General features: G+C 70.3%; 11 protein-coding genes. 6 read left to right on the top strand and 5 right to left on the bottom strand.

Annotated elements, in window-relative coordinates:
* Nucleotides 1-140 precede the first annotated feature (140 nt).
* Nucleotides 141-1,469, top strand: a complete 1,329-nt coding sequence (locus tag QO011_RS38855; RefSeq protein WP_307284946.1) for a dicarboxylate/amino acid:cation symporter — start codon at nucleotides 141-143, stop codon at nucleotides 1,467-1,469.
* A gap of 386 nt (nucleotides 1,470-1,855) precedes the next feature.
* On the opposite strand, the gene QO011_RS38850 is transcribed toward QO011_RS38855, so the two are convergent.
* The 5 genes from QO011_RS38850 to QO011_RS38830 all read right to left on the bottom strand — a co-directional run bounded on the left by QO011_RS38850 (nucleotide 1,856) and on the right by QO011_RS38830 (nucleotide 7,012).
* Entirely contained in the window at nucleotides 1,856-2,752 is an 897-nt protein-coding gene (locus QO011_RS38850) for a fructose bisphosphate aldolase (RefSeq protein ID WP_307284945.1), read from the bottom strand.
* A gap of 331 nt (nucleotides 2,753-3,083) precedes the next feature.
* The gene (locus tag QO011_RS38845; RefSeq protein WP_307284943.1) at nucleotides 3,084-3,992 is read right to left on the bottom strand and encodes a S1C family serine protease; all 909 of its coding nucleotides are present in this window, start codon (nucleotides 3,990-3,992) and stop codon (nucleotides 3,084-3,086) included.
* Nucleotides 3,993-4,165: 173 nt separating this feature from the next.
* Nucleotides 4,166-5,179 carry a sugar-binding protein gene (locus QO011_RS38840; RefSeq protein WP_307284940.1) on the bottom strand — a complete coding sequence of 338 codons (1,014 nt, stop codon included), beginning with the start codon at nucleotides 5,177-5,179 and terminating at the stop codon, nucleotides 4,166-4,168.
* Nucleotides 5,180-5,239: 60 nt separating this feature from the next.
* Nucleotides 5,240-6,220 carry an ABC transporter permease gene (locus QO011_RS38835; RefSeq protein WP_307285125.1) on the bottom strand — a complete coding sequence of 327 codons (981 nt, stop codon included), beginning with the start codon at nucleotides 6,218-6,220 and terminating at the stop codon, nucleotides 5,240-5,242.
* A gap of 48 nt (nucleotides 6,221-6,268) precedes the next feature.
* Nucleotides 6,269-7,012 (bottom strand): ATP-binding cassette domain-containing protein, encoded by a 744-nt coding sequence (locus tag QO011_RS38830; RefSeq protein WP_307284938.1) that lies wholly within the window; start codon nucleotides 7,010-7,012, stop codon nucleotides 6,269-6,271.
* A 169-nt stretch (nucleotides 7,013-7,181) separates the two neighbouring features.
* Between QO011_RS38830 and QO011_RS38825 the strand changes: the two genes are divergently transcribed.
* The 5 genes from QO011_RS38825 to QO011_RS38805 are packed head-to-tail and all read left to right on the top strand — an operon-like array spanning nucleotide 7,182 to nucleotide 11,979.
* Nucleotides 7,182-8,354 (top strand): ROK family transcriptional regulator, encoded by a 1,173-nt coding sequence (locus tag QO011_RS38825; RefSeq protein WP_307284935.1) that lies wholly within the window; start codon nucleotides 7,182-7,184, stop codon nucleotides 8,352-8,354.
* Nucleotides 8,355-8,385: 31 nt separating this feature from the next.
* Entirely contained in the window at nucleotides 8,386-9,462 is a 1,077-nt protein-coding gene (locus QO011_RS38820) for a Gfo/Idh/MocA family protein (RefSeq protein WP_307284933.1), read from the top strand.
* On the top strand, nucleotides 9,462-10,295 hold the full coding sequence (locus tag QO011_RS38815) for a sugar phosphate isomerase/epimerase family protein (RefSeq protein ID WP_307284931.1): 834 nt from the start codon (nucleotides 9,462-9,464) through the stop codon (nucleotides 10,293-10,295). Before QO011_RS38820 ends, QO011_RS38815 begins: the two co-directional genes overlap by 1 nt.
* Entirely contained in the window at nucleotides 10,292-11,098 is an 807-nt protein-coding gene (locus tag QO011_RS38810; RefSeq protein ID WP_307284929.1) for an alpha/beta fold hydrolase, read from the top strand. The genes QO011_RS38815 and QO011_RS38810 overlap by 4 nt, the downstream gene beginning before the upstream one ends.
* Nucleotides 11,095-11,979 carry an ROK family protein gene (locus QO011_RS38805; RefSeq protein WP_307284926.1) on the top strand — a complete coding sequence of 295 codons (885 nt, stop codon included), beginning with the start codon at nucleotides 11,095-11,097 and terminating at the stop codon, nucleotides 11,977-11,979. The genes QO011_RS38810 and QO011_RS38805 overlap by 4 nt, the downstream gene beginning before the upstream one ends.
* Nucleotides 11,980-12,106: the final 127 nt, after the last annotated feature.

The raw sequence follows: 12,106 nt of genomic DNA, 5'->3' as shown, positions 1-12,106 counted from the left end.
GAGCATCATCAAGGAGATGGGCGGATCCCGCCATGTGGCATCGCTCTTGCGATCGGCCATTCGAGGCTGCGGACAACACGCGGCCTGCAAGGAAACGCCAGCCGGGTCCGCGCCGCGCCGGACCCCCAGAGGAGGACGTCATGGCCCCCATCGCGATCACCCCACCGGCCGCTTCGCGCAAGCGACCATTCTATGCCAGCCTCTATGTCCAGGTGCTGGTCGCCATCGCCGCCGGCATCGCGCTCGGCCATTACTATCCCGATCTCGGCACCAGCCTGAAGCCGCTGGGCGATGCCTTCATCAAGCTGATCAAGATGGTGATCGCGCCGGTGATCTTCCTCACCGTCGTCACCGGCATCGCCGGGGTGAGCGACCTGAAGAAGGTCGGACGCGTCTTCCTCAAGGCGATGGCCTATTTCTTGGTGTTCTCGACCCTGGCGCTGATCGTCGGCCTGATCGTCGGCAACGTGGTCCAGCCCGGCGCGGGCCTCAACGTCGATCCCGCCGCGCTCGATCCGAAGGCGGTGGCCGAGTTCACCGAGAAGGCGCACGACCAGACCGTGGTCGGCTTCCTCGTGAACATCATCCCGGCGACGCCGGTCAGCGCCTTCGCCGGCGGCGACGTGCTGCAGGTCTTGTTCTTCTCCGTGCTGTTCGGCATCGCCCTGGCGCTGGTCGGCGAGCGGGCGGCGCCGGTCATGGCGGTGCTGCAGTCGCTGTCGCAGGCGATGTTCCGCCTGGTCGCCATCCTGATGCGGGCCGCGCCGGTCGGCGCCTTCGGCGCCATGGCCTTCACCATCGGCAAGTTCGGCATCGGCGCCGTGGCCAAGCTGCTGTTCCTGATCCTGACCTTCTACGCCACCTCGGTGCTGTTCGTGGTGCTGGTGCTGGGGGCGGTGTGCCTCTTCAACGGCTTCTCGATCTTCGCGCTGATCCGCTACATCAAGGAGGAGCTGCTCCTCGTGCTCGGCACCAGCTCGTCCGAGGCGGCGCTGCCGAGCTTGATGGAGAAGATGGAGCGGGCCGGCTGCAAGGGCTCGGTGGTCGGCCTGGTCATCCCCACCGGCTATTCCTTCAACCTCGACGGCACCAACATCTACATGACGCTGGCGGCGCTGTTCATCGCCCAGGCGACCGGCATCCATCTCTCGGCCGGCGAGCAGATCCTGCTCCTCCTTGTGGCGATGCTCAGCTCCAAGGGCGCGGCCGGCATCACCGGCGCCGGCTTCATCACCCTGGCGGCGACGCTGTCCGTGGTGCCGTCGGTGCCGGTTGCCGGCATGGCGCTGATCCTGGGCATCGACCGCTTCATGTCGGAATGCCGGGCGCTCACCAACCTGGTCGGCAATGCGGTGGCGACCATCGTGGTGGCGCGCTGGGAAGGCGAGCTCGACCGCGAGCGGCTGGCCGCGGCCCTGAGCGGCGAGGCCGAGGCCGCACCGGTGCCGGCGCTCGCCCCGGCGGAGTGAGGTGGGAGGGTGTGGTCCTTGAGGTTGTGGGATGTTGTCGCAGGAACGCGACGGAGGCACCACCCGCGAGCGTCATGGCCGGGCGAACTCGGTCACGACGCCACCGTTGCAGCAAGCGGCGCAACGGTGGCGTCATCCTCGACCGTCATGGGCGGACTTGATCCGCCCATCCCGACGAAATCGAACGATTTCGTAGCGAACACTGGCGGATGAAGGAAGGGCACCGGCCGGTGTTGCGCCAAGAGTTGGCCATCGTCGTGTTCGCGTGAATGGACGGATCAAGTCCGTCCATGACGTTGAGGTTCATGCGGGTAACGATGCAACCCTGTCCGTCGCTTGCTAGCCGCCCAAAAAGAGCGCCGGCCGGCACGCCGCCTTGTCCGACATCACGCCTTGACGGTGGAGGCCTGGTAGATCTCGTCGATGGCGGCGGCGAGCGCGGCGTCGAACTCGGCATCGCTCATGGAATGCTTCAGGTCCTCCACCAGGGCGCGGGAGAAGCTGGCGATCATGCCGTGGTTGGCGGCGAGGCGCTTGCAGGCGTCGGTGCGGCTGTAGCCGCCGGAGAGGGCCACCACGCGGGTGACGCTGGGATGCTTGACCAGCGGGGCATAGAGGTCGGGGACGGTCGGGATGGTGAGCTTCAGCATCACCGTGCGGCCCTCGGGCAGCGCGTCCAGCTGCCTGGCGATCTCGGCCAGCAGGATCGCCTCGGCCCCGGCCTTGTCGGGGCTCTTGATCGAGACTTCCGGCTCGATGATCGCCACCAGCCCGTGGCGGGCGATCTGCTCGGCGACCTCGAACTGCTGGGCGACCACGGCGGCGATGCCCTCCTGCGAGGGCAGGTTGATCACCGAGCGCATCTTGGTGCCGAACACGCCGGCCTTGACGGCGCGGGCGAGCAGCGCGTCGAGCTCCGGCATCGGCTTCATCAGGCTGACGCCGTCCTTCTCCGCCTCCAGGCCCTTGTCGACCTTGAGGAAGGGGACGACGCGGCGGTCCTCCCAGAGGAAGGTCGGCACGGGCTTGCCCTGCGCCTCGCCGTCCATGGTGCGCTCGAACAGGATGGCGCCGATCACCTTGGCGCCGGTGAAGGCGGGGGCGCTGATGATGCGCACCCGCATCTCGTGCATGAGGCGGAACATCTCGGCGTCGCCGCTATAGGCAGTCTCGGGGATGCCGTAGAGGCGCAGCGCCCCGGGCGTCGAGCCACCGCTCTGGTCGAGCGCGGCGATGAAGCCCGGCTTCTCCGCCATCTGCGCCAACATCCTGTCGTAAGCCATGTCCTCATCCTTCCTGGGGCCGGCGCGCCGGCTCCGTCCAAAAGCCGGCGAGAGTTTTGGCACGGGCGTCCCGATCCGCGCAATCGGGGTGAGGTCCAAGGCCGCGGGAAGAGCGGTAAAAGCTGCAACATACGCCCAGCGAGTAGGACCGGCCTCGCCCACCGCGACCGTCATGGGCGGATTTGATCCGCCCTTCCGCGCGAACGCTGACGGTTCCGACGGAGGCCGATACGGTTGCGTCTCATCTGGCAAACGCTGTGTTCGCGTGGATGGCCGGGACAAGCCCGGCCATGACGGAACGGTCGCGGCAGGGGCAAGACGCCGCCAGCCCTCAATGCACCCGCGGCTTGCGCAGGAAGGCGCCGCGGTCGGCGGACTTGACGCGCAGCCACAGGCTGCGGTTGTTGCGCACCACCTCGATCGGGATCTCGGTGCCGGCCGGGCCGCTCTCCCAGACCTTGCGATAGAAGTCGGCGAGGCTCGCCACGTCGGCATCGCGCACGCCGGCGACGATATCGCCGCGGCGCAGGCCCGCGGCGGCGGCCGGGCCGCGCTCGGCGACGTTGGCAACGACGATGCGCCCCTCGCTCTCGGCGGTGTAGACGCCGAGCCAGGGCCGGGCCGGCTTGCTGAGCTGGCCGTGGCTGAGCAGGTCGTCGAGGATCGGCGGCAGCAGGTCGATCGGCACGACCATGTTGATGTCCTGCAGGCCGGTCTCGGTCAGCTGCTGCACCATCAGCGAGCCGACGCCGAGGAGCCTGCCTTCGGCGTCGATCAGGCCGGCGCCGCCCCAGGAGGGATGGGCCGGGGCGGTGAAGATCGCCTCCTCCAGGAGATATTCCCAATAGCCGGCGAATTCCTGCTTGGCGACGATATGGGCGTTGACGAACTGGCCGCGGCCGCCGGCCGCCAGGACGACGGGATCGCCGGGGCGCGCCACGCTCGCGCGGCCGAGGGGCAGGGCAGGGAGGTCGAGCCGGTCGAGCGCCTGCACCAGGCCGAAGCCGGTCTCCTGGTCATAGGCGAGAGCATGGGCCGGGACGACGCGCCCGTCCATGCAGGTCAGCCATACGGCCTCCGCCTCGGTGATGAGATAGCCGATGGTCAGCACCAGCCCGGTCTCGCGGATGACGATGCCGCTGCCGCCGCGCTCGGTGCCGAGGATGGACGCGGTGAAGCCGTCCTCCGGGATGACGGAATGGAGGCTGACGATGGATTGGAGGGTGTGCTCGAGGTCCAATCCTCTCTCCTGGGCTGGCTTGCGGGGCGGCGGTCGGCGGCGCTCCGCCATGACACACGCTCCCGTGGCTTAGGTAAAGCCTAATCGCCGGGCCACAAGGTCGCGCCACGGAATTTGCGTGGCGCGGGAAAGAGGGCGCGGCCGCCGGCACCGGGGCGCCGGCGGCCGGGGCTTCAGTGGCCGGCCTTGCCGCAGGTGGTCAGGGCGTCCTCCGGCGTGCAGACCTCGGTGCCGGTGATGATCGTCGGCGGCACGCTCTTGCCCTTGCTGAGGTCGTCGAGCGCCTTGATGGTCTGGTAGCCCATGTCATAGGGGCGCTGGCCGATATTGTAGTGGCTGAGGCCCTTGGCGAGCAGCGGCAGCTGCGGCCCGAAATTGTCGCCGAACACCACCAGCAGCTCCTTGGCGTCGAGGCGGGCCTTCAGGGGCTCCATGGTCTGGGTATAGGCCTGCGGCGCGTACTGGGCCCAGCCGCCGACGGCGACGAAGACGTCGAGATTGGGGTTGTTGGTCATGACGTCGCGCACCTGCTGGGCCGCCAGCGTGATGTCGTCATTGTTGTAGACGGGGCAGCCCGCCGGCTCGCTCCAGCCGTTCTGGCCGGTGAGGCGCTCGACCGGCTTGTCCTTGGTGGTGCCGGCCAGGGCGTCGCGGATGCCCTGCACGCGCGCCTTGAGGTTCTCCGAGGCCGGGGCGCCGGACTGGATGCAGACCGTGCCGCCCTTCTTCTTGTTGTCGAGGATCTTCGCGGCCAGGGCGAGGCCGAACTGGTAGTTGTCGGTGCCGATATAGGTCGAGCGCAGGCCGGCATCCTCGGGCAGCACGTCGGTGTCGAAGGTGACGACGGGAATGCCCTTGTCCTTGGCCATCTTCAGGATGCGGGCCATGGCCTTGGGGTTGCCGGCCGAGATGCCGAGGCCGTCGACGCCGCGGGTGATCATGTCCTGGGCGAGCTGCACCTGCTTGGCCTCGTCATACTCGGTCGGGCCGATATAGGTGCAGGTGACGTCGCCGAGCTCCTTGGCCGCGGCCTTGCAGCCCTGGTCGATCGGCGGGCTGAAGGCGTTGTTGAGCACCTTGAAGACCAGGGCGAACTCGCGCTGCGCCGCCGCAGCCGGCTGGGCGGCGAGGCCGAGGGCGAGGCAGGCCAGCGACAGGCCCGCGCCGAGCTTTGCTAGGGGTGACATGGTTTCCTCCGTCGGTTCTTGTTCGTGCTCCCGCCCGGCGGGCGGGCAGCAGGTTCCGCCCTAGCGACGCATGGAGCGGATCCTCTCCAGCAGCACGGCCGCCAGGATGAAGCTCCCGACGAAGGTGCCCTGCCAGAAGGGGTTGACGCCCGCGATCAGGAGGGCGTTGCGGATGACCTCGACCAGCACCGCGCCGATGGCGGCGCCGAGCGCCGTGCCGAAGCCGCCGGTGAGGCTGGCGCCGCCGATGACGGTGGCGGCGATCACCTGCAGCTCGTAGCCGGTGCCGACGGCATTGGTGACGGCGCCGAGCCAGCCGACCAGGAACACGGCGGTGACGGCGGCCATCAGGCCGCCGAAGGCATAGGTGGAGATCTTGATCAGGTCGACCGGAATGCCGGCGAGCCGCGCCGCGTCCTCGTTGCCGCCGATGGCGAAGACGTAGCGGCCCCAGCGCGTCATGCGCAAAAGGAAGTGCAGGATCAGCACGCCGACGATCAGGGCGTAGACCACGTTCGGCAGGCCGAAGCTGTAGCCGCCGCCGAGGGTGATCATCGCATCGGTCGCCCGGCCGAAGGTGTAGAACACCTCGTTGTTGGTGACGACGAGCGCCAGGCTGCGGCCGATGGAGAGCGTCGCCAGCGTCACCACGAAGGGCGGCAGCTTGATATAGGCGATGACCGCGCCGTTGAAGGCGCCGCACAGCGCCCCGAGCGCCAGGGTGGCGGCGATGCCGACGCCGAGCGGCATGTCGGCGTTGAGCACCATGCCGTAGGTGACGCCGCACAGGCCGAGGATCGAGCCGACCGAGATGTCGATGCCGCCGCTGATGATGACCGGCGTCATGCCGAGCGCCATCAGGCCGATGAAGCAGGCGTTCTGGAAGACGTTGAGCAGGTTGCCCGGCGTGGCGAACTTGGCCGAGATCAGCGAGACGACGATGCCGAGCACCAAGATGGCCAGGGCGATCCAGGTCTCCTGCGCGCCGAAGAGCCGGCCGAGCAGCGAGCCGCGGCGGGAGCTGAGCAGGTCGACGGCCATGCCCGGTGCGTCTTGGGGAGAGGACATGCTGGTCTCCGGATGGGGCGGTCAGGCCGAGCGGATGGCGCCGGTGATGAGACCGGTGACTTCCTCGGGGCTGGTCTGCGCGATCGGCTTGTCCGCCACCTTGCGGCCGCGGCGCATGACGATGACGCGGTCGCAGACCTCGAAGACGTCGGGCATGCGGTGGCTGATCAGGATGACGGAGAGGCCCTGGTCCTTCATGCGCTTGATCAGGGCCAGCACCTCCGCCACCTGGCGCACGCTGATCGCCGCGGTCGGCTCGTCCATCAGCACGATCTTGGAGCGGGCGAGGCGGGTGCGGGCGATGGCGACGGCCTGGCGCTGGCCGCCGGACATGCGGTTGACCAGGTCGGCCGGACGGGTCTCCGATTTCAACTCGCCGAACAGCTCGGCGGCGCGGACGTTCATGCGGCGGTGGTCGAGCACGCTGAGCGGGCCGATGCGGGTCATCAGCTCGCGGCCGAGGAAGACATTGGCCGCCGCGGTCAGGTTGTTGCAGAGCGCCAGGTCCTGGTAGACCACCTCGATGCCGTGGCGGCGGGCGTCCGCCGGCCCCGAGAACGCCACCGGATGGCCTTCCATGGTGAAGGTGCCCGAGGTCGGCTGGAAATTGCCGGCGATGGTCTTGACCAGCGTCGACTTGCCGGCGCCGTTGTCGCCCATCAGGCCCAGCACCTCGCCCTGATGGATCTCGATCGAGACGTCGTCGAGCGCGCGGATGGCGCCGAAATCCTTCACGATGTGATCGAGCCGCGCCAGCAGCGTCATGCGGTTCCATCCCTGCCCAAATTTGTATTTTCACAAAACTAATAACGCCGGCGTTTCGGCGTCAAGATGCGAAGCGAGGCCTGAGTCGGAAATATTTGGCCATAGCTCGGCAGGCTTGACGCAATCAAATGCCGAAATTAGTTTCGAGCCAATACAAATAAGGCCCGCCGTGACCACTCCCCAGGCGATCCGTCAGCTCAACGAGACCCGTGCTCTCGCCGCCCTGTTCCGGGCCGGCGGCATGAGCCGCGCCGAGCTCGCCCGCAGCCTCGGCCTCACCCGCTCGACCACCGGCAGCCTGGTGCAGAGCCTGCTCGATGCCGGCCTGGTGCGCGAGCGGCCGGAGGAGGAGGCGGCGGCCCGGGTCGGGCGGCCCGGCATCCTGGTCGAGATCGACGGCGACGGCGCCTTCTTCATCGGCGCCGATATCGGCGTCGACCGCATCACCGCGCTGGCGGTCGACCTTGCCGGCATGGTCCGTCATGCCGTGGAGCGCGATTTCCGCGGCGCCGGCTGCGATCCCGCCGCGGCGATCGAGCTGACGGCGCGGCTGATCGGCGAGGCGCTGGCGGCGCTGCCCGCGGGGGGGCGCGTCGAGGGCATCAGCGTCGCCATTCCCGGCTTCCTCGCCGCCGACCAGCGCACCTACCACGCCACCATCCTGGGCTGGCACGGGGTCGAGGTGGCCAGCCTGCTGCGCCGGCAGCTCGGCATCGACCGGCCCGTGCTGCTGGAGAACGATGCCAACGCTTTCGCCGTGGCGGAGACCTACCGGCAGGCCGGGCGCGAGCCCGCCGATATCCTGGTGGTGCTGATCGAGAACGGCGTCGGCGGCGGCATCATCGCCGGCGGCCGGCTCTATCACGGGCGCCAGCGCGGGGCGGGCGAGATCGGCCATATCCGCATCGGCGAGGAGGGCTATGTCTTCGATCCGCGCCGCCCCGGCCGTTTCGAGACCTTTGTCGGCAAGGACGCGCTGCTCGCCCGCTGGCGCTATCACGGCGGCACGCCGGCGACGCTGGCGGGCCTGCTCGCAGCGCTCGAGGCTGGCGATGCCGCCGCACAGCGGACCGCTGCGGACTGGGGCCGCTGGCTCGCCCGCGGCCTCGCCGCCCTGATCTCGACGCTCGAGCCGCAGAAGGTCGTGCTCGGCGGCTCGGTGAGCGCGGTGTTCCCCTTCGTGGCCGAGGCGGTCGCCCGGGAGGTCGAGGCCTCGCTGGTGGAGGGCTACCCCGTGCCGGCCATCGAGACGTCGACGGTGCGGACCGCCGGCCCGGCCCTCGGGGCGGCCTATCTGCTGCACCAGGCGATGCTGTCGATGGACGCGCAATTCCAGGTCTGAGAAGCGGCGCGGCCGCGGGAAGGAGGGATCGATGCCACGCAAGGACGAGCGAAGGCTCAGGGTCGGGGTGCTCGGCTGCGGGCCGATCGCGCAGGCCGCCCATTTCGAATCCTGCACCAAGGCGCGCAACGTCGACCTCTATGCCATCTGCGACGTCGCCGACGACCTGCGCGAGCGCATGGCCGCCACCCATGCGCCGGAAAAGTCCTATGCCGACTACCGGGCGATGCTGGGCGACCCCGAGCTCGAGGCGGTGATCATCGCTACCTCCGACGCCTTCCACGTCGAGGCCTCGATCATGGCCCTCGAGGCCGGCAAGCACGTGCTGTGCGAGAAGCCGGTCGGCGTCGCCGTCGAGGAGGCGGAGCGGCTGCAGGCCGCCGTCGCCGCGAGCGGGCTAGTGCTGCAGGTCGGCCACATGAAGCGCTTCGACGCCGGCATCGAGGCGGCCAAGGCCTTCGTCGAGACCGAGATGGGCACGCGCCTCGCCTATAAGGGCTGGTACTGCGACAACACCCACCGCTATGCGATGACCGACGCGGTGCAGCCGCTGATCGTCACCAGCGCCCAAGCGCGCAAGCCGGCGGTCAATCCCAAGGCGGACCTGCGCCGCTACTACATGCTCGCCCATGGCAGCCATCTCGTCGACACCGCCCGCCATCTCGCCGGGCCGATCGAGGCGGTCGAGGCGCGGCTGACCGAGCGCTTCGGCGCCTATTGCTGGTTCGTGACGGCTGAGTTCGCCGACGGCACCGTGGGCCATCTCGACCTCACCGTGGCCGTGCGCATGGACTGGCACGAAGGCTTCCAGATCTACGGCGAGAACGGCAGCGTCCTCGGCAAGATCTACAACCCCTGGTACTATAAGAGCAGCGATGTCGACATCTTCCGCGAGGCCGACGGCGCCTGGCACCGCACGCTCGGCGCCGACGGGCATTTCTACCGGCGCCAGCTGGAAGGCTTCGCCGGCGTGATCCTGAACGGCGCGGCCATGACCGGCGCCAGCGCCGAGGACGGCGTCGCCTCGGTGCGGGCGATGGCGGCGATCGCCCGCTCGGCCGAGAGCGGCCGGCCGGTGCGCCTGGCCGACGTGACGGGAGCGATCTGATGCAGCTCGGCATCTTCGCCAAGACCTTCGATGCGCAAGGCGCCGTGCCGGTGCTGCGCGCGGTGGCCGAAGCCGGCTATGCCACGGCCCAGTTCAACCTCGCCTGCCTCGGCCTGCCCTCGATGCCCGACCGGATCGAGCCGGAGGTCGCGGCCTCGGTCGGCGCGGCGGCTGGGCAAACCGGCGTCGGCATCGCCGCGGTGTCGGGCACCTACAACATGATCCATCCCGACCCCGCCGTGCGCCGCGCCGGGCTGGCCCGGCTGGAGGTGCTGTGCGCGGCCGCCTCCGCCATGGGCACCCGCCTGGTGACGCTGTGCACCGGCACGCGCGATGCCGAGGACCAGTGGCGCTGGCATCCCGACAACGCCTCGCCCGAGGCCTGGCGCGACCTCCTCGCCGAGATGACGGCGGCGGCGGCGCTGGCCGAGCGTCACGACGTGGAGCTCGGCATCGAGCCGGAGCTCGCCAATGTGGTGAGCTCGGCCGTCCGGGCACGGCGCCTCATCGACGAGATCGACAGTGCACGGCTGCGCATCGTGCTCGACCCCGCCAACCTGTTCGAGGTCGCGGAAGAGGACGAGCGGCGGACCATCGTCGCGCGGGCGGTCGATCTCCTCGCCGGCGACATCGCCCTGGCCCATGCCAAGGACCGCCATGCGGACGGCTCCTTCGCCACCGCCGGCCAGGGTGTCGTCGACTTTGCCCATTTCGTCGGACGGCTGCGCGCCGCCGGCTTCGACGGCCCGCTGGTGACGCACGGCCTCGCCGCGGCCGAGGCGCCCGGCGTCGCGACGTTCCTGCAGAGGGTGATCGCGGAGGCCGCGGCATGAGCTTCGCCGCCTTCGAGCGCGACGGGGTGGCGCTGCGCTACCGCGACGTCGGGGAGGGGCTGCCGGTGCTGTTCCAGCACGGCCTCGGCGGCGACGAGGCGCAGGTGGCGCAGGTCTTTCCCGCCGCGCCGGCGGTGCGGCGGATCACGCTGGAGTGCCGCGGCCAGGGCGGCTCGGCCTTCGGGCCGCCGGCGGATCTCTCGATCGCCACCTTCGCCGACGACCTCGCCGCGCTGGCCGGCCGGCTCGGCCTCGGGCCGGCCGTGGTCGGCGGCATCTCCATGGGGGCGGCGATCGCCCTGCGCCTCGCCGTGCGCCGGCCGGACATGGCGCGGGGCCTGATCCTGGCGCGGCCCGCCTGGGTCGACACGCCGGCGCCGGTCAACATGCGGCCCTACGGGCTCGTCGGCGAGTTGATGGCGGCCCACGAGCCTGACGAGGCGCGCCGGCGCTTCGCGGCGAGCGCGGCCGCGGCCGAGCTCGCCGCCGCGGCGCCGGACAACCTCGCCAGCCTCGCCGGCTTCTTCGCCCGGCCCGATCCCGTCCGCTTCGCCGGGCTGCTCAGGGCCATCGCCGCCGACGGGCCTGACGTGACCGAGGCGGACATCCGGCGGATCGCCGTGCCGACGCTGGTGATCGGCCACGGCGTCGACCTCGCGCATCCCCTCGTCTTCGCCCAGCGCCTGGCGGCGCTGATCCCGGGCGCCGTGCTGGTCGAGATCACGCCCAAGGCGGTGGACCGCGCCGCCTACGAGCGCGAGTTCCGCGACGCGCTCGCCGGCTTCCTCGGGAGGCTGGCGTGAGCGGCGCGCTCGCCGTGGTCGAGATCGGCGGCACCTCGGTCAAGCTCGGCTTTGCCCGGGACGGGCGGCCGCTCGATTTCGCCCGCACCTGTGCCACGACGCGCATCCGCTGCGCCGACCCGGTGGCGGCGCTCGCCGCCATCCTGGCCGAGGCCAGCGCCGAGGCGGGCCTCGCCCCGGCTCAGGCTGTCGTGACCGTGCCCGGCTTCATCGACCGCGACTTCGACCGCGTGCTGCAGGCGGCCAATGTGCCGGAGCTGAACGGCCTGGCGCTGGCCTCGGCGCTGGCGCGGGCGACCGGCATGCCGGTTCGCCTCGAGCGCGACGTGGCGCTGCAGCTGCTCGGCGAGTGCCGTGCCGGCGCGGTGAAGGGCGAGAGCCACGTGCTCGCCGTCTATGTCGGCACCGGCATCGGCGCCGCCTATATGGGCGAGGGCACGGTGTTCCGCGGCGGCGGCTGGGCGCTGGAGATCGGCCACATGCCGATGCATGGGCTCGGCCGCACCCTGCCGGGCATCGAGCCCGATCGCGTGGAGGTCTATGCCTCGGGCCGCGCGCTGGAGGCGCTGGCGGCGGCGCACGCGGTGCCGGTGGCGGAGCTGTTCACCGCCGAGGCCCCGGGGCTGCAGGCGGCGCTGGCCGGGGTCGTCCGCGACCAGGCCTTCGCCGTCGCCTCCGCCATCGCCCTGCTGTCGCCGCGCACCGTGCTGATCGGCGGCGGCGTGGTCGAGATGGCCGGCTATCCCCGCCGGCGCCTCGCCGCGATCATCGCCGACCACCTGCCGCTGCCGCAATCGATCCAGCCGCTCGACCTGCGCTGGGCGGAGCTGGGATGGCAGGCGGCGGTGTGGGGCGCGATCGGGCTGGTGGGGGAGGGGTAGGGGAGAGAGCCACTATCGCGCGTGAACCTCGACGTCATGGGCGGACTCGTATGGGGCTTTTGTTGTCAAGCGGGAATGTCATCGGGTTTTCCTTGTATTTGAGATGTGGGGGGAAGCCGAGGGGCTC

The organism is Labrys wisconsinensis (assembly GCF_030814995.1).
GTDB lineage: Bacteria > Pseudomonadota > Alphaproteobacteria > Rhizobiales > Labraceae > Labrys > Labrys wisconsinensis.
This window is presented reverse-complemented; position numbering and strand designations above follow the sequence as displayed.